At 41.4% G+C, this 20,558-nt stretch carries 14 protein-coding genes; 7 read left to right on the top strand and 7 right to left on the bottom strand.

The features are described 5' to 3' along the window. Positions 1–42: 42 nt before the first annotated feature. A complete protein-coding gene (gene bcp / locus ACPEEM_RS00530) occupies positions 43–525 on the bottom strand; it encodes a thioredoxin-dependent thiol peroxidase (protein WP_424402421.1) in 483 nt (160 codons plus the stop codon). Positions 526–700: 175 nt separating this feature from the next. Between bcp and dapA the strand changes: the two genes are divergently transcribed. From dapA to ppiD, 3 genes are all read left to right on the top strand, one after another. Then, complete coding sequence (gene dapA, locus ACPEEM_RS00535) at positions 701–1,597, top strand: 4-hydroxy-tetrahydrodipicolinate synthase (RefSeq protein ID WP_424402422.1); 897 nt, start codon at positions 701–703, stop codon at positions 1,595–1,597. A 110-nt stretch (positions 1,598–1,707) separates the two neighbouring features. After that, positions 1,708–2,721 (top strand): outer membrane protein assembly factor BamC, encoded by a 1,014-nt coding sequence (gene bamC / locus ACPEEM_RS00540; RefSeq protein ID WP_424405391.1) that lies wholly within the window; start codon positions 1,708–1,710, stop codon positions 2,719–2,721. 126 nt (positions 2,722–2,847) lie between these two features. After that, complete coding sequence (ppiD, locus tag ACPEEM_RS00545) at positions 2,848–4,722, top strand: peptidylprolyl isomerase (RefSeq protein WP_424402424.1); 1,875 nt, start codon at positions 2,848–2,850, stop codon at positions 4,720–4,722. Positions 4,723–4,829: 107 nt separating this feature from the next. Here ppiD and ACPEEM_RS00550 read toward each other — a convergent pair whose 3' ends face one another. Genes ACPEEM_RS00550 through ACPEEM_RS00565 form a run of 4 tightly spaced genes read right to left on the bottom strand, consistent with a single transcriptional unit; the run spans position 4,830 to position 11,092 of the window. Next, on the bottom strand, positions 4,830–6,233 hold the full coding sequence (locus ACPEEM_RS00550) for an efflux transporter outer membrane subunit (protein WP_424402425.1): 1,404 nt from the start codon (positions 6,231–6,233) through the stop codon (positions 4,830–4,832). Between the two features lie 25 nt (positions 6,234–6,258). Next, positions 6,259–7,383: an ABC transporter permease gene (locus ACPEEM_RS00555; RefSeq protein WP_424402426.1), complete on the bottom strand. Its 1,125-nt coding sequence runs from the start codon at positions 7,381–7,383 to the stop codon at positions 6,259–6,261. A 1-nt stretch (position 7,384) separates the two neighbouring features. Next, positions 7,385–10,114, bottom strand: coding sequence for a ribosome-associated ATPase/putative transporter RbbA (gene rbbA, locus ACPEEM_RS00560; RefSeq protein ID WP_424407305.1), 2,730 nt, complete (start codon positions 10,112–10,114; stop codon positions 7,385–7,387). A 9-nt stretch (positions 10,115–10,123) separates the two neighbouring features. Next, positions 10,124–11,092 (bottom strand): HlyD family secretion protein, encoded by a 969-nt coding sequence (locus ACPEEM_RS00565; protein ID WP_424407307.1) that lies wholly within the window; start codon positions 11,090–11,092, stop codon positions 10,124–10,126. Between the two features lie 256 nt (positions 11,093–11,348). Between ACPEEM_RS00565 and rpsB the strand changes: the two genes are divergently transcribed. Together rpsB and tsf are read left to right on the top strand one after the other, a co-directional pair. Further along, a complete protein-coding gene (gene rpsB, locus ACPEEM_RS00570; RefSeq protein ID WP_424404158.1) occupies positions 11,349–12,071 on the top strand; it encodes a 30S ribosomal protein S2 in 723 nt (240 codons plus the stop codon). Positions 12,072–12,211: 140 nt separating this feature from the next. Further along, entirely contained in the window at positions 12,212–13,060 is an 849-nt protein-coding gene (tsf, locus tag ACPEEM_RS00575) for a translation elongation factor Ts (RefSeq protein WP_424402429.1), read from the top strand. A gap of 155 nt (positions 13,061–13,215) precedes the next feature. Here tsf and apbC read toward each other — a convergent pair whose 3' ends face one another. Continuing rightward, the gene (gene apbC, locus ACPEEM_RS00580) at positions 13,216–14,328 is read right to left on the bottom strand and encodes an iron-sulfur cluster carrier protein ApbC (RefSeq protein WP_424402430.1); all 1,113 of its coding nucleotides are present in this window, start codon (positions 14,326–14,328) and stop codon (positions 13,216–13,218) included. Between the two features lie 201 nt (positions 14,329–14,529). Here apbC and metG point away from each other — a divergent pair, with 201 nt between their 5' ends. Beyond that, positions 14,530–16,611, top strand: coding sequence for a methionine--tRNA ligase (gene metG / locus ACPEEM_RS00585; RefSeq protein ID WP_424402431.1), 2,082 nt, complete (start codon positions 14,530–14,532; stop codon positions 16,609–16,611). A 143-nt stretch (positions 16,612–16,754) separates the two neighbouring features. Here the strand turns inward: metG and ACPEEM_RS00590 are convergent, their stop codons facing one another. Then, positions 16,755–18,131, bottom strand: coding sequence for an SLC13 family permease (locus tag ACPEEM_RS00590; protein WP_424402432.1), 1,377 nt, complete (start codon positions 18,129–18,131; stop codon positions 16,755–16,757). Positions 18,132–18,334: 203 nt separating this feature from the next. On the opposite strand from ACPEEM_RS00590, the gene rlmKL reads away from it, so the two are divergent. Next, positions 18,335–20,497 carry a bifunctional 23S rRNA (guanine(2069)-N(7))-methyltransferase RlmK/23S rRNA (guanine(2445)-N(2))-methyltransferase RlmL gene (rlmKL, locus tag ACPEEM_RS00595; RefSeq protein ID WP_424407309.1) on the top strand — a complete coding sequence of 721 codons (2,163 nt, stop codon included), beginning with the start codon at positions 18,335–18,337 and terminating at the stop codon, positions 20,495–20,497. Positions 20,498–20,558 lie beyond the last annotated feature (61 nt).

Raw genomic sequence — 20,558 nt, forward strand, 5'->3', positions numbered from 1 at the left:
AAGAGGAAAACGGGGGAAAATAATGGACCACCCCCGTTTAGATTATTTGCTATGACTTGATTGCTCCGTCAAATAATCTAGCACTACTTGATGATGATTGGCTGTTTTAAATTGCTTAAACACCTGTTCAATGTTGCCTTGTTCATTAATTAAAAAACTGATGCGATGAATCCCCTCGTAGGTTTTACCTAAAAATTTCTTTTCCCCCCACACGCCAAATTGATCCGCCACTTGATGATCTTCATCGGCAAGCAAATGAAAATTCAGTGCTTTTTTTTCAGTAAATTTAGCCAATTTTTCGGGGCTATCTGGGCTAATGCCTAAAATGACGACACCCAGTTTTTCTAACTCGGCTTTGCTATCACGCAATCCACAGGCTTGTGTATTACAGCCTGGTGTGAGGGCTTTCGGGTAAAAATAAACAAGAACTTTTTGCCCTGCAAATTGACTTAAAGAAATGGATTCTCTTGCTTGATTAAATAGGGTAAATTGTGGGGCAGGATCGCCGATTTGTAAGATTTTCATAAAAATCACCTTGCTCGAAATTACTTTATACAAAAAATTTAAAAAATTACTTGCAAATTCAAATCATTTTAGCGATCTTAAATCGAAATTTACAAGCAAACTCAACAATCAATATAGTGGATTCATTCTAAAAATGACAGCTATTTAAAAACTATAAGTATCCTCAGGAGGATTTATGTCATCGCATAATTATTTATTCTCAGGCAGTATCGTTGCTCTTGTTACCCCAATGGACGAATCAGGCGAAATCGATTTTGTCACATTGAAAAAGTTGGTGGAATATCACATTGCAGCAGGCACAGATGCCATTGTTTCGGTTGGCACAACAGGCGAGTCTGCCACCTTAAGTATCGATGAAAATGTTAAAACTATCCTGAAGACCTTGGAATTTGCAGATGGGCGTATTCCTGTGATTGCCGGCACGGGTGCGAATGCGACCAGTGAAGCCATCGTTATGACAAAATTATTAAATGACAGTGGCGTATCGGGTTGCCTGTCTGTGGTGCCTTACTACAATAAACCGACCCAAGAAGGAATGTATCAGCATTTTAAAGCCATTGCAGAATGCACGGATTTACCACAGCTTTTATATAATGTGCCAAGCCGAACAGGCAGTGATTTATTACCTGAAACCGTGGGGCGTTTAGCACAAATTAAAAATATTGTGGGTATTAAAGAAGCCACAGGGGATGTGAGCCGAGTGACCCGAATTAAGCAATTAGCGGGAGATGGATTTATTTTCTTAAGTGGTGATGATGCGACAGGGTTAGAATCCATGAAACTGGGTGGACAAGGTGTCATTTCTGTTACCAATAATGTGGCAGCAGCCGATATGGCAAAAATGTGTCAATTGGCGTTAGCTGGGCAATTTGATGAAGCCGAAAAAATTAATGCACGTTTAATGGCATTACATCAAAATCTATTTGTGGAATCGAATCCGATTCCCGTGAAATGGGCAGCTTACCGTTTAGGTTTAATTGAAGCACCAACCTTACGTTTACCACTCACCATATTAAGTGAAGGTGCACAGTCCAAAGTGGAGGATGCACTAAAATCTGTCGGCTTGCTATAAGATGAATAAAAAAGAAGATTAGGGTCTGTGTTGACAGACCCTAAACTTTTATTCCATGTTGCTGTCAAAGTGCGGTAACGTTTAACACAGAATAATTTGAGGAAAAATGTATGAAAAACTGGCTATTACCTTTTGCGTTGTTAGGTACACTTGCGGCATGTTCTACCAGTAATGAAAGTAAGCAGCGTGCAAACGATACTTATCAAAAATCTGATGAGGCATTACCAGCGTTTTCACCACTGGCAAGCGGTGGCGTTAATTTACCGAAAGTCGACAGCACTTATCAGCTTCCTCAAGTGAAAGTGCAAAAAGCAGAAAATGTTGATATTCGTCCCCCTGAAATACCAAGGGCTATTATTCATAATTCTGTTGCCCAATTTGATGGGGAGCGTGCAGTTATTGCTTATCCTGCAGAAAAACAAGCGATTTACAGCCTTGAGCAAGTGGCACGCTTATTTAATGAGCAAGGCATCAAAACGCAATTAGCAGGCAATAAACTTACAACAGATTGGAGTCCATCAGGGCGAACAGATGAAATTGGTGATGTACAATTACGTTATGAGATAGAACAAGTCGGTGCGAAAGGGTACAGTGCGTTATTTGTGTCTGTCTTACAAGCCAAACGAGATAATGTCATTTTTACCCCCGTTCAGAAAGATAAACAGCGTTACACTTCTGATCGTTTGAATCAATTAGTTGGCGAGTTAAATCGTGTCTATCATAAACAAATGCAAGATTTGAACAATGCGGGCTTTAACCCAATTCAATCCGCATTAAGTAAAGATATTAATGGCAGAGAGGCATTGGCATTAAATGCGACCTTTAATCATGCATGGACAAAATTGGGTCAAGTGTTACCTCGTTTAGATTTTGAGATTAAAGATGAAATGATTGGACGAGGCACGCGAAAATTAGCCTACCGTCCATCAGGTAGCTCAATGTGGTGGCCATTTGGTGGCGGAGATAATTCCGATAACTTGTTGGAAAAAGGCACGTATTTTATGCAGTTAAGTGCGTTAGGTCAGCAAAGTGCGGTGGTTTTTACCGATGAAGAAGGCAGACAGCTCCCTACAGCCAAAGCACAGCGACTTTACCAAGCATTGCAAAACCTATTGGCAAAATAAGTTAAGGAAAACGACACAAAAACGGGTTATTTTGAACAACCTGATCTTTGCTAGTGCGAAGTGGGCGAGTTTCTATTATAATCGTGAGCATTTTGTGTCAACGAAAATATTTATAGGATAACAAGAATGTTAATTGAAAAACTTCACGGCATAACAAATAGTTGGATTTCAAAACTGGTGTTCGGTTTAATTGCTGTGGCTTTCGTGTTAAGTGGGGTTACGGGCTATGTCTTTACTAGCATTGATAATTCTGTGGCGAAAGTGAATGGCGAAGAGATCTCACAACGCACCTTTCATCAACGTTATGAGTCTGAATTTGAGCGTTTAAACCAACAATTAGGTGCCCAATTTGCGGCAGTCGCCAGTTCGGCAGATTTCGTTGCTAACTTAAGACAAAGTGTTCTCACCAGCTTAGTGAATCAAGAATTACTACGTCAATATGTCAATGAACTCAAACTAGACGTGAGTGATGAGCGTATTAAACAAGAAATTGTAACCAGCCAATTATTCCAAACAGAAGGGAAATTTGATAACAATTTATACCAAAGACGCTTACAACTGAATGGTATGACAGCGGATATGTATGCGGCTTATGTGCATGAAGCCTTACGTTTAGCACAATTGCAATCTGGTTTGGCTCAAAGTGCGTTTAGCGTGCCAGCACAGGAAGATCAATTAACAGAGTTATTCTTCCAAACACGTAAATTACGTTTAGCGAAATTTGATTTAGACAAAGAGATTGCAAAACAAACGGTAAGTGAAGAAGAAGTGAAGGCTTATTATGATGGAAATAAATCCGCCTTTGCTGTGCCAGAATTAGCCAAAGTACAATTTATTGAATTGACCCGAGCGGATGTTGAAAAAAATATTCAAGTATCCGATGTGGAAATTGCACAATACTATCAAGACAATAAAGCCTTGTATGTTTCTCAAGCACAACAACGTGTTTCACACATTGAATTAGCCACTGAACAAGAAGCACAAGAGGTGTATGCCGCATTAAAAGATGGGGCAAATTTTGCAGGCTTAGCCAGTGCCCGTTCACTGGATAAAATTTCAGCCGCCAATGGTGGAGATTTAAGTTGGTTATCTGCTGGTGGATTACCAAAAGCGTTTGAAGATGCCGCAAATGCCTTAGAAGTGGGGCAATTTAGCCAACCTGTAAAAGTGGATAGCCATTATCACATTATTTTGGTCACGGATCGTAAATCACCCGAAGCGTTACCATTATCCACTGTAAAAACACAAATTGCTGATCAAATCCGTCAAAATTTAGTGAATAATCAATACTTTTCACTTGAAAAACAAATTGCGGAAAAAGCCTTTGAAAATCCAGAAAGTTTAGAAAAAGCGGCAGCGGTGGCAGGTCTCACCATTCAAGAAACTGACTTTTTCTCAGCCAATGATATGCCAGCGAGTTTAAATTACCCTAATGTGGTGTCAGCTATTTTCCATTCTGATATTTCACAAGGTGGCGTAAACTCTGAGCCGATGACTGTGGGTGAGCAGCATTCTATCGTGGTGCGTGTCTTAAAAAATACGCCAGCAGGGGTACGTAGTTTAGAGGAAGCTAAAGCAGATATTGAAAATTATTTGAAACGTCAAAAAGCAGAAAATACAGTGTTAGCCGCCGTTTCTGAAGCGGCAAATACCTTAAACCAAGATCCAAATGCGAAAATTAATGGTGTTCAATTTGGTCAAGAAGAAAGTTGGGTGTTTGCTCAGAATAAAGATCCTGTACTTGCGAACAGTGTTTTTGCGATGCCATTTAAAGCAGGTAAAGCGAGTTATCAAGCAGCGAAAACAGGCAATGGTGAAATTGTATTGATTCAATTAAATCAAGTTGAACAAGGTTCCTTAACGGAAGAACAGAAAAAAGCATTCAATGCACAAGTGGCACAAACCCGTGAAATTGAATTACAAAATAATTTGATTCAAGCGTTACGAGCCAAAGCGAAAATTGAAGTGAATGAGAAATTCTTCCAACATGCTGATGAATAATCATTAACAAGATACAAAGCCTAGTGAATTCACTAGGCTTTTTGTTTTTCAAGTTTTGACAATGTTGAAGGGCAAAAAGTGCGGTGCAAAAATAAAAAGTTTTTCACTTAATTATTTGGATCGTCTTTCTGCCAACCCAGCCCAATGGCTTTATATAAATTTATTAAATTGACGCCTTGTGCAAGCTGGGTTTCTAGCAGTTTCTCTTTCAAAGTCAGTTCACTCAAACGAGCTTGAATCGTGCGATCAAAGGTTTGATTACCATATTGAAACAGTTTTTGTGTATCACGTGTTTGCTTTTGTTGTATGTTGAGTGTTTGTTGTAATAATTTGGCTTGTTTATGTAAAGCAAATTGCAGTTGATAGCGGTTTTCTACTTCGGTCAAGGCGTTAAGCAAGGTCTGGTCATATTGCAACAAGGCTTGCTTCAACTGTTCGTCAGCTTTTTCAATATTTGCCTGAATTCTGCCTGCGGTGAAAATTGGTAACTGTACGCTGGCATTAAACAAATTCTGCCAAGTGCTTAAGGTCGGAATTGGGCTGTCTAATTCAATTTGCCCTGTTTGCCAGAAAAATTGCAATTTAAAGCGTGGTAATAAATCTGCCTTAGCACTTGCTAATTTCGCTGCGTGGATTTGAATATTGGCACTTCTTGCTTGCAAATCAGGGCGTTGTTGCAATAGCTCACTTGGTTGTGTGCCTTTCGGTGCTTCAGGTAATTTTGTCAGCACATCATATTTTTTCAGTTGGGCTAAATCTAGCTTGAAAGTTTGTGGTGTTTGCCCTGTTAATACAGCAATAGCTCGTTGATAGGCATCAAATTGTGCCTGTAAAGTGGCTTGTTTGGCTTTTAGCCCTTGTCGTTGGCTTTTCATTTCATTGAGCTCGTAAGCAGTCACTTGCCCAGCTTGAAAACGCCCTTGTAGATAACGTTCTAATTGTTGTAACGCATTGTCTGTTTGCTGTAACAAAACCGCTTGTTTATGGTTATGTAAGGCTTTCAAATAATAATGGGCGATTTCATTGGCAACGAGCATTTGGCTACCATAAATTTGGGCTTGTTGTGCAATCACGGCGGCATTGGCTGCATAAAGATCACTTTGTTTTTGCCCAAAAATATCGGGTTCCCACGCAATGCTGATCCCACCATTTAAAATTTGGCTACTTATATCAAATTGTTCAACATCTATATGAGCCTTGCTTGCATTACCTGATGCACCTATGGTTGGAAAGAGAATGCCTCTTGCCATTTTTGTGATGGCTTTGGCTTCTTCAAGTTTACTTTTTGCGATTGCAATGTCTTTGTTGTGTTCCAATCCTTGCTGAATTAAATGGCTCAATTGTGGATCTTGCCAAGAATTCCACCATTGTTGAATAGCCGTTTTGCCTTGTGCATATTGTGCTTGTTCATATTGCGTAGGTAGCTCAACCTGTGATTTCACTGGCACCGTTGTATTTTGGCAACCACATAAAAGTGCGGTCAAAATTAAGGCTAAAATTGATTTTTGCATATTCTGCTCCTTGAGTTGCCTGAGGTTAGTTATGTTTAGCCAACATCGTTTTAAAACGCAAAATTGCCACAACAATGAAAAAAGCCCCCATTCCTGTGATGATCAACAAGCGATACCAAATCACAGAAAAACTGGCACCACGAAATAAAATATCTTGTCCGATAGAAATAAATTGCGTGAGCGGTGAAAATTGCATAACGTTTTGCACCCATAACGGCATATTTTCGGCGGGAGATAAACTGCCCGATAACAAATAAAGCACGATATAAACAGGGATACTTAACAAACTGAATTGAGGCATTGTCGGTGCAATTGTGGCGAGATAAATCCCAAGCCCCGCCATTGATGATATATAAATCCCTTTGCTTAGTAGAAATAAGCCAATTGAACCATTTAAGGGCACGCCAATAAATTTGTGTACCACAAAATAAAGGGATAAAAAGGCAGCGACTAAAATAATCAACCCATTAGCTAGCACTTTGGCAATCACAATTTCACTTGCACTGACTGGCATGACTAATAATTGTTCTATTGTGCCGTGTTCTCGTTCGCGAATGACGGCTGCCCCAACCAAAATCAGCGTGAGCAATGTCGCATTACCTGTAATTTGCGTGATCGGCATATGCCATTCAGTACTTAAATTACTATTAAACAACACGTTGATTTTGGGCGTGATCAGCGTGAAATCGACTTTTTGCTTAGACAAGTATTCCGTAATTTGTTGTTGGATGATTTGTTGAATGTAGCCAGCTCCGATCGCTGCTTGAGACATCGCCGTCGCATCCACTAATAATTGTAATTCTGGCTGACGGTTGGCAAGTAAATCTTGGCTAAAATGCGAAGGAATTGTTAAGACAAAAATATAGTCGCCGTTATCCATTGCCTCATCAATTTGATCTGCTTGAATTTGCACAACACGGCTAAATTGTGGTGCGAGCATCGCATCTTGTATGCGATAAGATAAGCTACTTTGATCCTGATTTAACACCGCCACGGTGGCATTTTTCACTTCGGTTGTGATCCCTTTTGCCACAGAGTAAATGGTCACCGTAAAAATGATGACAACCAACACAAATAAAGTGAAGTCGCTGAAAAAGCTTTTGATTTCTTTACCGCATAAGAAATAAACATTTTTTAACCATTGTTTCATCTTATTTCTCCTGCTTTTTCAAAAGTAAACAAGTGATAAACAAATAACTGGCGAAAAACAGCAACAAAATGCCATACAGCGAAAAGAATTGAGTAAACCCCAGTCCTTTGGTGAATGCACCCAAGCTAATTAAGTGATACCAACTGGTTGGGAAGCTCAGCCCCATCCAATAACCAAGCCCCGTTAAGGTTGAACGAGGGTAGAGCAAGCCAGAAAAGTTAATCGTCGGAATGATACTGATAATTGCCGTTGCAAAAATTGCGGCAACTTGCGAATGCACGAAAGCAGATATTAATAAACCAAATGCAGTTGCCGCTAAGATGAGGCACAAAGCCCCTACTGTCATTGCCCAAAAAGACCCTTTCATTGGTACATCAATCACATAAATCGTCAGCAACACGAGCATCAGGTAATTGACCATCGCCAACATCACATAAGGCATTTGTTTGCCCAATACATATTGCAAAACACTGGCAGGTGAACTGGATAAATTGGTAATTGAACCAATTTCTTTTTCTCGCACAACGGCAAGTGCGGTCATCATTGCAGGAATAAGCATTAAGGTCACCATTATCAGCCCTGGTGAAATAGCGTTTACACTACGGAATGTTTGGTTATACAGAAAACGCACTTCAAGCGTCGCTGGAACGGGAAGTGTAATCCCTTGTTCGGCATAAAGTTGTTTGTGATATTGCACCAGAATTTGTTTGACGTTGGCAACGATATTTTCCCCAGTAAAGGGCATTGAACCATCAATATAAAAGGCGACTTCAGGTTTTCTGTTTTGTAATAAATGTTTGCCAAAATTCGGTGGAATTTCGATGACTAAACGTGCTTTCCCTGTTTTTAGAAATTCGTTTAAATTTGACCGCACTTGTAGGTAAGGCAGTTCTTTAAAATAAGCAGAACCACTAAATTGCTCAACTAGCATTCGGCTTTCATTGCTTTGATCTTGGTCTAAAACCGTAAAACTCAGTGCGTTAGTATCAAAGGATAGCCCCCAGCTTCCTGTAAACAGTAACAAAATCGGACCAAAAATCGCAAAGAGTAAACGAATACGATCTCGCAGAATCTCTTTGCTTTCACGCAAGGCAAACGTCCAAATGCCATTTAACCACGCACAAAGCGTATTGTTGGCGGGTGGTGCCTCAATAAGTGCGGTCGAATTTTCGGTTTTTTCTTCAATGTGAGCATTGGATTCGGTGAGTTGATCCGATTGTTCGGCGAGAAAAGCAATAAAGGCTTCTTCTAAGCTAGCCGCTTGTCGTTGCTGTTGTAAGGCTTCTGGCGTGCCCACGGCAAGCACTTGCCCACGATGCATTAAGGATATGCGATCGCAACGTTGAGCCTCGTTCATAAAATGGGTGGAAACAAAAATCGTGATTTTGTCTTCACGGGATAATTGAATTAAATATTGCCAAAACATATCACGAGCCGCAGGGTCAACGCCTGATGTTGGTTCGTCTAAAATCAGCACTTTCGGGTGGTGTAAACAGGCTGCCGCTAACTGTAAACGCTGTTTAACACCTAGCGAAAGTTGTTTCGGATAATGGTTGGCAACTTGGCTTAATTGAAATTGTTCGAGGGCGTGTTCCACCGCAAGCGAACGTTTTTTAAGCGGTAAACCATACAGTTTGGCACGTAGTTCTAAATTTTGTCGAATGGTTAATTCTTCGTATAACGAAAACGATTGTGACATATAGCCCACTTGCTTGCGAGTTTCAATATCGCTGGAATCGACTGATTCCCCCAGCAATGTTGCAGTACCTTCGGTTGCATCAAGCAAGCCCGTTAGCATTTTCATTGTGGTGGTTTTGCCACAGCCATTTGAACCGAGAAAACCAAAAATTTCCCCTTGAGCAATTTGGAAACTCACGTGATCCACTGCCGTAAACGTACCAAATTGTTTCGTTAAATCGTTCGCTTCAATGGCAAAAGGCAGATTTGGATCAGCAATAAAAGGCGGAATATCTGACAGCCAGTGGGTTTGTTTGGTTTCGGGTAACAGTTTGATGTAGGCCTGCTCTAAGTTATCGCTTTGTGTTTGTTGTAAAACTTGTTGGGTTGGTGCACAAATAAGAATTTTGCCATCGTCCATTGCAATTAAATATTCAAACTGCTCCGATTCCTCAATATAGGCTGTTGCGACCATGATGGTCATCGCAGGGTTTTCATTGCGTAGCTCATTGACTAACACCCAAAACTGACGGCGAGAAAGAGGATCAACGCCCGTTGTAGGTTCGTCTAAAATTAATAAATCAGGATTATGAACCAAAGCACAGCACAAACTCAGTTTTTGTTTCATACCGCCCGATAAATTGCCAGCGGCACGTCTAGCAAAAGGGGATAGCCCCGTCGCAGACAGAAGACGTTGAATGCGTTGTTGGCGTTGCGATCGATTTAAACCGAATAGGCGTGCGTGAAATTCGATATTTTCATAGACGGATAAGGTTGGATACAGATTTTTGCCTAGACCTTGCGGCATAAAGGCGATGCGAGGTAACAAGCTTTCACGTTCAGATTTAATACCTTGATGTAACCCAAAAACCTCCACTTCCCCTTGCTGCAAGATTTTTACCCCCGCAATTAAGGATAATAAAGTGGATTTTCCTACACCATCAGGACCAATCAATCCTACCGTGCAGCCAGCGGGTAAGGTTAAAGATACTCGATCAAGTGCGGTCGTTTTTTGGTAAGAATGTGATACTTCTCGCAATCGAATAGCATCCATTGCACACCTCTATTCTTTCGGTAATTTTACCTGAAGATCCGCAGACCAATCATCTGCATTATGTAAGCGAACAAAACCATTGCCCGTCATTCCAGCTTTTAAATAATCTGCATATTTTGTTGCGATATCTTGTGGAATTTGCAACTTCACTTTGAACATCAATTTTTCTCGTTCACTTTGCGTTTCCACAAATTTTGGGGTGAATTGGGCTTCTGAAGCAATATAAGTGACTTGGGCTGGGAAGACGGCATCTAATCCGTCAAACAGGATGCGCGCTTCACTGTTTAAGGGGATTTGATTGACGATAGGTGCTGGGAAAAACAAGTTCATACTCGCATCGGTTAAATCAATAATGCTTGCAATTTTATGCCCAGGTGCAATGACTGCCCCCAGTTCAACGAGACGATATTCAATGCGACCAGCTTTGGGTGCTTTGATATGCAGATCATTTAATACGCTTTGGGCTTGCAGGAGTTGTGCTGTGGCTTGTTTTACCACGCTTTCGGCTTCTTCAATCCCCGATTGCAACGCATTCAAACTAGCAAAAGCCGCATCACGCAGGGCAATGCGTTTAGTTAATTCGCTAGAGGAAATCAGTTTATCTTTGAAAAGTTGTTGAGCATTATCAACATCAAGTTGAGCGGTGTTGAGTTGTTGCTGTTGGGCGTTGAATTGGGCTTGAGTGCGTTTAACTGCTTGTTGTGCTTGTTCGACTTTGGCTTTTGCTGTATCGACTTGTGCTTGAATACTGTCGGCAGAAAGGGTGGCAAGTAATGTGTCTTGTGCTACATATTGCCCTTCTTGCACAAAGATCTGCTCCACGCGTCCTGCATATAAACTGGCGACATCTAAGCGAGCAAACTCCAAGCGACCGTTAGACTGAACAATATGAGCATCTTGCTCTGGTTGATGATAGTGCTGCCAATAAACGCCAAAGCCTATCGCCAAAATCAGGATCAAAAACAGTCCTTTTTTCATTACACTCCTCCTTATGCTGAAAGAACGATAATGTGGTGAAAATTATAGCACAAATCGTAAATGGTTGGAAAAAATTGCTAGAATTTGACCGCTCTTTATGGTATAAAGCACCCCGTTATTTTGACTTTTGAAAATAACACACACATTTATTATTAACTTAGACATCACACACATATCGTGAAGGTAAATCGGGGTGCCAAACGGTCGATTTACTGGGTATGTGGAGGCTAAACCCCAATTAAAAGGAAATATTATTATGGCACAAGTTTCAATGCGCGATATGCTACAAGCTGGCGTTCACTTCGGTCACCAAACTCGTTACTGGAACCCAAAAATGAAACCATTCATTTTCGGACCACGCAACGGTGTTCACATCATTAACTTAGAAAAAACAGTTCCTATGTTCAATGATGCGTTAGTTGAATTAACACGTATTGCGGGTAACAACGGTAAAATTTTATTCGTTGGGACAAAACGTGCAGCCACTGAAGCAGTGAAAGCAGCAGCATTAGACTGTCAACAATATTATGTCAATCACCGTTGGTTAGGTGGTATGTTGACTAACTGGAAAACAGTTCGTCAATCAATTAGACGTTTAAAAGATTTAGAAACTCAATCTCAAGATGGTACTTTCGACAAATTAACGAAGAAAGAAGCATTAATGCGTACTCGTGAGATGGAGAAACTTGAATTAAGTCTTGGTGGTATCAAAGAAATGGGTGGTTTACCAGATGCGTTATTCGTAATCGGTGCAGACCACGAGCACATCGCTGTTAAAGAAGCAAACAACCTAGGTATTCCTGTATTTGCTATCGTTGATACTAACTCAGATCCAGATGGTGTTGATTTCGTTATCCCAGGTAACGATGACGCAGCACGTGCAATCCAATTATATCTTTCAGCAGCAGCAGCGGCAGTTAAAGAAGGCCGTAACCAAGACGCTGTATCTGAAGAAAACTTTGTAGCAGAAGCTGAGTAATTCAGGTAGATAAGGCGAAAGCCCTTATTATTAATCACAACGATTAATTGGTTAGCAGGGGGCTTAGGTAAGTTCCCTGCTTTTTTATACGAAAGTGCGGTTAAAAAATTGCACAAATCAAGCGGACAGAGGATTAAAAAATGGCTGAAATCACAGCATCATTAGTAAAAGAACTTCGTGAGCGTACTGGCGCAGGTATGATGGAATGTAAAAAAGCGTTAGTGGAAGCGAATGGTGATATTGAATTAGCAATCGACAATATGCGTAAATCAGGTCAAGCAAAAGCGGCTAAAAAAGCGGGTCGTGTTGCTGCAGAAGGTGTAATCCTTGCTCGCGTTGGCGCTGGTTTCGGTGTATTAGTTGAAATGAACTGTGAAACTGACTTCGTAGCAAAAGATGCTGGTTTCTTAGGTTTAGCAAATGAAGTAGCTGACTATGCATTAGCAAACAAAGGTGTGGCAATCGAAGCACTTCAAGCACAATTTGAAGAAAAACGTGCAGCATTAGTGGCTAAGATCGGTGAAAATATGAACATTCGTCGTGTTCAATTCTTAGATGGCGATGTTGTAGGTTCATACTTACACGGTGCGAAAATCGGTGTATTAGTGGCGGGTAAAAACGCAGACGAAGAATTACTTAAGAAAGTGGCAATGCACGTTGCGGCAAGCCGTCCAGAATATGTTAACCCATCTGATGTGCCTGCTGATGTTGTTGAGCACGAGCGTCAAATCCAAGTTGACATCGCAATGCAATCTGGCAAACCACGTGAAATCGCAGAGAAAATGGTTGAAGGCCGTATGAAGAAATTCACTGGCGAAGTGTCATTAACGGGTCAACCATTCGTAATGGAACCTTCAAAATCTGTAGGTGAATTCTTAAAAGAAAGCGGTGCTGAGGTAACTAACTTCGTACGTTTCGAAGTGGGTGAAGGTATCGAAAAAGTTGAAGCTGACTTCGCAGCAGAAGTTGCAGCAATGCAAAAAATCTAATGATGAAGTAAATGAAAAGCCAGCGTAATGCTGGCTTTTTTGTTTTTAGAGAAAAGGGAAATGCCTTGAAAGGTGTTGAAAAAGCACCGCACTTTAACACCACTTCAGCATGAGAATAAATAAGCCTCAAAAAGTGCGGTAGATTTTTTGAACGTTTATTTAACTTCTCTAAACATAATTTCGCTTGGAATAACTGAACCTTGCCAATAAAGCTCGCTTGCCACGTTTTGGGCTAATTCCAAGAAAGATTGGGCAATTTCGCTGTCTGGAGCAGCAACAACGGTCGGCGTGCCTTGATCTAAATCCTCACGTAAACGAATATGCAAAGGCTGTTTCCCCAACACTTTCACGTTGTATTTTTCGGCAATGCGTTCAGCACCCCCAGTGCCAAAAATGGCCTCATGCTCGCCACAGTGGCGACAAATATGCATCGACATATTTTCGATAATGCCAAGAACAGGCACAGAAACCCGTTCAAACATGGCAATACCTTTGATCGCATCCAGTAGGGCAATATCTTGTGGGGTTGTGACAACAATGGCACCCGTGACAGGAATTTGTTGAGAAAGGGTCAATTGGATATCCCCCGTACCTGGTGGCATATCGATCACTAAGTAATCTAGATCAGGCCACAGGGTTTCTTGCAAAAGTTGACTTAACGCACTGCTCGCCATTGGGCCACGCCAAATGGTTGCACTGTCAGGCTCCATGAGAAAACCAATGGAATTGGCAAATAAACCATGGGCTTGAATCGGGGTGATGTGTTGATTATCTGGTGAAGTAGGACGCTGATTAGCCACGCCTAGCATATGGGGAATGGATGGACCGTAAATATCCGCATCTAAAATCCCCACTCGTGCCCCTTGTTTTTGTAAGGCAAGGGCTAAATTCACGGAAACGGTGGATTTCCCCACGCCACCTTTTCCTGATGTGACCGCAATAATGTTTTTTACCCCTTTAACCGCTGGGTGATTATTGGCACGCTTTAAGGTCGCAATTTGATAATGGCATTGCCATTTGATGTTGTGACATTCACTTTCCTTTAATAAGGCAGTGTGTACATCCTGTTTTAATTGTTCAAATCCACTTTTCCATGCAAAAGGCATGCTAAGTTCAATGCGTAATGTTTCCCCGCCTTTTTCAATTTTTTTGACGGCATTAAGGGCGATTAAATCTTTTTGTAAACTTGGGTGTTGAAATTGTTGTAAGGTCGTTTGAATCGCATTTTTTTGCGATTCCGTTAGGTTTTCAGAAAATAAAATTCCCATCTATTTTATCCTGTTTTATGCCGTGTTACGGCGGTTATTAGGGCATTTCATGAAAGCCCTAGTGAATCACTCAACTATATTTAACCACGAACCTCCAAAACTGTTAAGTAGAAAAGTGGAAAAGTGCGGTTAAAGTAGAAAAAATACGGTGAATAAGGTAACATAAGCACCAATTTTTTTGTGAAATATAGGAATTAATCAATGGCGAGTTCAGCACGTAATATTTTAGTGACTTGTGCCCTACCTTATGCAAATGGTGCAATTCATTTAGGGCATTTATTGGAGCATATTCAAGCGGATATTTGGGTGCGTTTTCAACGTATGCGTGGTCATCAGGTGTATTTTATTTGTGCGGATGATGCACACGGCACGCCGATTATGTTGAATGCAGATAAATTGGGAATCTCGCCTGAAGAATTGATCGCTCGCTCTAAAGCGGATCACGTGGCGGATTTTGCTGGCTTCAACATTAGTTATGATAATTATCACTCCACCCATAGCCCTGAAAATGAATATTACACCGCTGAATTATATAAAAAATTGCGTGCCAATGGCTTTATTAAAAGCCGTACCATTTCACAATTATTTGATCCTGAAAAAGGGATGTTTTTGCCTGATCGTTTCGTTAAAGGCACTTGTCCGAAATGTAAAGCCGAAGATCAATATGGCGATAACTGCGAAGTGTGTGCCTCCACTTATAGCCCAACAGAGCTGATTCATCCTCGTTCTGTGGTGTCGGGAGCCACCCCTATTTTGAAAGAATCGGAACACTTTTTCTTTGATTTACCTGCCTTTGAAAACATGCTGAAAGCCTGGACGAAATCTGGTTCACTTCAACCTGAAATTGCCAACAAAATGCAAGAGTGGTTTGAGGCAGGGTTGCAACAATGGGATATTTCTCGTGATGCCCCTTATTTCGGCTTTAAAATTCCCGATACAGAAGACAAATATTTCTATGTTTGGCTGGATGCACCGATTGGTTATATGGCATCCTTCAAAAATCTTTGTGACAGAAACGGCGTGAATTTTGATGATTTCTGGAAAAAAGACAGCACTGCTGAGCTTTATCATTTCATTGGTAAAGATATTGTGTATTTCCACAGCTTGTTTTGGCCTGCAATGTTGGAAGGCTGTGAATTGCGTAAGCCGACCAATGTATTTGCCCACGGTTATGTGACCGTAAATGGCGTGAAAATGTCGAAATCTCGTGGTACCTTCATTCAAGCCTCTACTTATTTACGTCATCTTGCCCCAGAATATTTACGTTATTACTATGCGGCAAAATTAAACAATCGTATTGAAGATTTAGACTTAAATCTTGAGGATTTTGTGCAACGTTTAAATGCGGACGTGGTGAACAAATTCGTCAACCTCGCTTCACGCAGTGCAGGTTTTATTACCAAACGTTTTGAGGGCAAGTTATCTAGCGACGTCGCTGAGCCTGAATTATTGGCAGAGTTTGTGGCGAAAGCGGAACAGATTGCCACTTATTATGAAGAACGTGAGTTTGGTAAAGTGGTGCGAGAGGTGATGCAATTAGCGGATAAAGCCAATAAATACATTGATGACAAAGCCCCTTGGGTAATCGCGAAAGAAGAAGGTCGTGAAGCTGAATTACATGCTGTTTGCTCCATGGCATTACAATTATTCCGTGTGCTTGCTATTTATTTAAAACCTGTGATTCCACAAATTATCGAACGTGCAGAAGCCTTCTTACAAGATGAATTTACTTGGGAAAGTTTGCAACGTCCATTAGTGAATCATCCGATTTTGCCATTTAAAGCACTGGCACAACGTTTAGATCCAAAACAAATTGAGGCGATTGTGAATGAAACCAAAGAACAATTTGCCCAACAGCAAGCCCTAGAACAAAAGAATGCGGCACAAAAAAATACAGCCCAACAAAATGCTAAAAGTACATCACCAGATAGCACAACGGTTGAACCTATTGCCGACACCATCACCATTGATGACTTTGCCAAATTAGATTTACGTGTGGCAAAAGTGCTGAAATGCGAAGCCGTGCCAGAATCCAATAAATTATTGCGTTTTGAATTGGATTTGGGCGACCATACTCGCCAAGTGTTCTCAGGTATTAAAGAAGCCTACAACCATCCTACGGAATTAGAAGGGCGTTTTGTGATTATGGTAGCCAATCTCGCTCCACGTAAAATGCGTTTCGGTGTTTCAGAAGGCATGATTTTAAGTGCGGGCACGGGCGGTGCGGATCTGTTCTTACTGAATGCCGATGCTGGCGTGAAAGCAGGCATGCAAGTGAAATAATTGAGACCGTTATTGAAAAAAGTGCGGTCGAAAAAAGAAAAATATTGACGGTACTTTGGTTGAAAAGCTAATAGGGCAGCGTAATCGCTGCCCTTGTTGTTTTCCTTAAATGGAATACGGCTTACGGAGCCAATCGGGCTGTTTTACCATCTCATCCAGAAGAAATAAGAGAAGCAACCAATAATGGCAACACAAATAATGTTTAGCAAGAGCCCCACTTTTGCCATTTCAGATTGACGAATAAAGCCTGTGGAGAAAACAATCGCATTTGGCGGTGTCGCAATAGGTAACATAAAGGCACAAGAGGCACCCGTTGAAATGATGGCGGCTAAGGAAAGCTCAGGTAAATTGAGCGAGTTTGCCACGGAGATAAAGATCGGCATCAATAAGGCAGCACTGGCGGTGTTGGAAGTGAATTCCGTTAAAAAAACGATAAACGCACTTAGAACCAATGTCATCAATAACCAATGCTGATTGCCCACGAAATTGACGATGGTATCAGCCAAAATTTTACTGGCACCCGTATTTTGCAGCACAATACTTAGCACTAAGCCACCACCAAAGAGCATTAACACGCCCCATTCTGTTTTTTCTTGGATTTGTTTCCACGTCGCCGCCCCACTCATGGCGAGAATGACCACCGCACTCATGGCAATGACCGTATCAAAGTTTTTGATTTGGGCAGGCAAACTTAAAAATTCACGAATATAAGGTTCAATAAATTTACTGGCAATGAGTAACAGGGCGGTGATCACGAAAATGATTAAGGTGAATAAGCGAATGCCCGTCAGTGAGATGTCTTCAATATCCACTTTAAAAGGCACATTAAAATTCGGCTTTAACACCACCAACAAGGAAAGAATCATCGCAGGCATAATCAACATCATAATCGGCATTCCATAAGGTAACCATTCACTAAAGCTGATGTTGGTTAGTAATGCAATTAATGCATTAGGTGTACTGCCCACCAGTGTGCCAATTCCCCCAATGTTGGCACTAAACGCAATGCCTAATAGCACAAACACATAAAGACGACGATTTTCCTCCATGTTAATTTTGCTCAAAATCCCAAGGGTCAGGGGTAACATCATTGCCGCCACGGCGGTGTTATTAATAAACATCGACAGGAACGCCGTCACCGTAAAGAGATAAACAATGGTCAGCTTTAAACTGCCTTTAGCCAAGCGAATAATATGCCCTGCAATCCAAAGATCGATTTTTTGAATCCGCAATACGGCGGCAATCACGAATCCCCCAAAGAACATAAAAATGATTGGCTTTGCAAAAGGGGTGAAGGCGGCTTCCGTGGGTAGCACCCCTAAGAAAATGGCAAAGAGGGGAACAAGTAACGAGGTGATAGTGATGTGAAACGCTTCGGTTAACCATAAAATGGCCACAAAAACTAACAGGGCAAGCCCTTTATTTTCTTGTGCCGAAAAAGGCAGAATCGTTAATAAGAAAAAAAACAGTAGGGTACTAAAGGCTAAAATAATGTAACCTCGAATGGTTTTATTGTTCATAAACTCTCCTATTATCAAAACATTATTAAATTTAACAAACTATTAACAGTTTAGATATGACTTTTTTCTGAACAACGCAGATTTTTTTATCCATTTTTTACCCGTTAAGGCTGGAAGAGAGGCGTGAGGTGAAATGGAATAAATTCACGAAAAGGCAGATTATCTGCTATAATTCACGCCATTTTCATCAACTGAGATCCCCTATGAAACAACTTTTTGCCACCACCGCACGTGGCTTTGAAGAATTACTTAAAGTCGAATTAACCGAACTGGGTGCCATCGATTGCCAAATTGCACAAGGTGGCGTGCATTTTCATGCCGATGAGGAAACCCAATACCGCATTTTGTTATGGACACGTTTGGCTTCCCGCATTTTATTGCCCATTGTAACCAGTAAAGTGTATAGCGATTTAGATTTGTATTCTGCGGTGATCGGGCAAAATTGGTTAGATTATTTTGATGAAAAAGCCCATTTTATGGTGGATTTTAACGGCACCAACCGAGAAATTCGCCACACCCAATTTGGTGCAATGCGAGTGAAAGACGGCATTGTGGATTATTTTGAACGTGCAGGAAAAGCCCGTCCGAATGTGGATAAAGACAATCCCGATATTCGCATTCACGCCTATTTAAATCGTGAAAACTTGGTGCTTTCCCTGGATTTAAGCGGTGATGCCTTGCATATGCGGGGTTATCGTGAAGACACGGGCAAAGCCCCTTTGCGGGAAACCTTAGCCGCCGCCATTGTGCTCCGTTCAGGCTGGCAAGTGGGTACACCGTTGGTAGATCCCATGTGCGGTTCGGGCACGTTGTTGATTGAAGCGGCACAAATGCAAGCCAATATTGCACCGCAATTACATCGTCTGCATTGGGGCTTTGATTTCTGGAAAGGGCACAATCAACAGGCATGGGACAAGGTGAAAGGCGAAGCCATTGCCTTGGCGGAACAAACGGCTAAGCAAAATCCGCAAGCCCATTTTTATGGTTTCGATTTAGATCATCGTGTGTTACAAAAAGCCAAACGCAACGCCCAAAATGCGGGCGTGGCTCATTTAATTCAGTGGCAACAAGGGGATGTGGCTGCCTTAAAAAATCCTGTTACCGACGAAAAAGGCACGCTGATTTGTAACCCACCTTATGGCGAACGTTTAGGCACCACACCTGCTTTAATTGCTTTATATTCCGTGTTCGGTCAGCGTTTGAAACAGCAGTTTGCCGATTGGAATGTGTCGATTTTCAGTGGCGAACCTGCCTTGTCAGATTGCTTACGTTTGCGTTCTCACCGTCAATTTAAAGCCAAAAATGGTCCGTTAGACTGTGTGCAAAAAAATTATCATATTAGCCCACGAGCGACCTCTCTCAGTGAAAGCAATGAGCAAAACTTTTCAGAAAAAGACCACACTTCTGAACCTGTTCAAGTGGCGGTGGATTTTGCCAATCGCTTACAAAAAAATAGCAAAAAAATTGAAAAATGGGCGAAACAACAAGGCATTAATGCCTATCGCTTATATGATGCGGATTTACCCGAATATAATTTAGCGGTGGATCGCTATGATGACCACATCGTGGTGCAAGAATATGCCGCACCGAAAAATATTGATGAAAACAAAGCACGCCAACGGTTATTAGATGCGGTGACAGCGACCTTGCAAGTGACGGGCGTGGAAACCAACAAACTGATTTTAAAAGTTCGCCAAAAACAAAAAGGCACCAATCAATATGAAAAGCTCGCCAACAAAGGTGATTATTTTTATGTGAATGAATATGGGGCAAAATTGTGGGTCAATTTAACGGATTATTTGGATACAGGCTTATTCCTTGATCACCGTTTAACCCGCAAAATGCTCGGCGAAATGGCAAAAGGCAAGGATTTTTTAAATCTGTTTGCTTACACTGGTTCGGCGACAGTTCATGCTGCACTGGGTGGGGCGAAATCCACCACCACCGTGGATATGTCAAACACCTATTTAAACTGGGCAGAACAAAATTTATTGCTCAATGATTTGGACGGCAAACCGCATAAACTTATTCAAGCGGATTGCTTACAGTGGCTTGCTCGTTGTGATCGTCAATTTGATCTGATTTTCGTGGATCCACCGACATTTTCTAACTCAAAACGCATGGAAGACAGCTGGGATGTGCAACGGGATCATATTAAGCTAATGACCCAATTAAAACGTATTTTACGCCCGAATGGCACCATCGTGTTTTCCAACAATAAACGAGGTTTCAAAATGGATCTTGAGGGCTTGGAAACGCTTGGCTTAAGTGCGGTGGATATTACCGCCAAAACCCTCCCACTGGATTTTGAACGCAATAAGCAAATTCATAATTGTTGGGTGGTGAGGGTGAAAGCCGACCTGTAAAGTAGTGTCAAAAGAATATGCCATTTTTGAATAGCGGAAGCCGAGTGTTCCGCTATTTTTT

Source organism: Pasteurella pantherarum (assembly GCF_049670885.1).
GTDB lineage: Bacteria > Pseudomonadota > Gammaproteobacteria > Enterobacterales > Pasteurellaceae > Pasteurella.

Coding starts and splice junctions, on each gene's coding strand:
- apbC (WP_424402430.1), bottom strand. CDS start 14,328: ATGGGAATTTTATTTTCTGAAAACCTAACGGAATCGCAAAAAAATGCG.
- ACPEEM_RS00565 (WP_424407307.1), bottom strand. CDS start 11,092: ATGAAAAAAGGACTGTTTTTGATCCTGATTTTGGCGATAGGCTTTGGC.
- ppiD (WP_424402424.1), top strand. CDS start 2,848: ATGTTAATTGAAAAACTTCACGGCATAACAAATAGTTGGATTTCAAAA.
- ACPEEM_RS00550 (WP_424402425.1), bottom strand. CDS start 6,233: ATGCAAAAATCAATTTTAGCCTTAATTTTGACCGCACTTTTATGTGGT.
- rpsB (WP_424404158.1), top strand. CDS start 11,349: ATGGCACAAGTTTCAATGCGCGATATGCTACAAGCTGGCGTTCACTTC.
- ACPEEM_RS00590 (WP_424402432.1), bottom strand. CDS start 18,131: ATGAACAATAAAACCATTCGAGGTTACATTATTTTAGCCTTTAGTACC.
- ACPEEM_RS00555 (WP_424402426.1), bottom strand. CDS start 7,383: ATGAAACAATGGTTAAAAAATGTTTATTTCTTATGCGGTAAAGAAATC.
- rbbA (WP_424407305.1), bottom strand. CDS start 10,114: ATGGATGCTATTCGATTGCGAGAAGTATCACATTCTTACCAAAAAACG.
- bamC (WP_424405391.1), top strand. CDS start 1,708: ATGAAAAACTGGCTATTACCTTTTGCGTTGTTAGGTACACTTGCGGCA.
- metG (WP_424402431.1), top strand. CDS start 14,530: ATGGCGAGTTCAGCACGTAATATTTTAGTGACTTGTGCCCTACCTTAT.
- tsf (WP_424402429.1), top strand. CDS start 12,212: ATGGCTGAAATCACAGCATCATTAGTAAAAGAACTTCGTGAGCGTACT.
- rlmKL (WP_424407309.1), top strand. CDS start 18,335: ATGAAACAACTTTTTGCCACCACCGCACGTGGCTTTGAAGAATTACTT.
- dapA (WP_424402422.1), top strand. CDS start 701: ATGTCATCGCATAATTATTTATTCTCAGGCAGTATCGTTGCTCTTGTT.
- bcp (WP_424402421.1), bottom strand. CDS start 525: ATGAAAATCTTACAAATCGGCGATCCTGCCCCACAATTTACCCTATTT.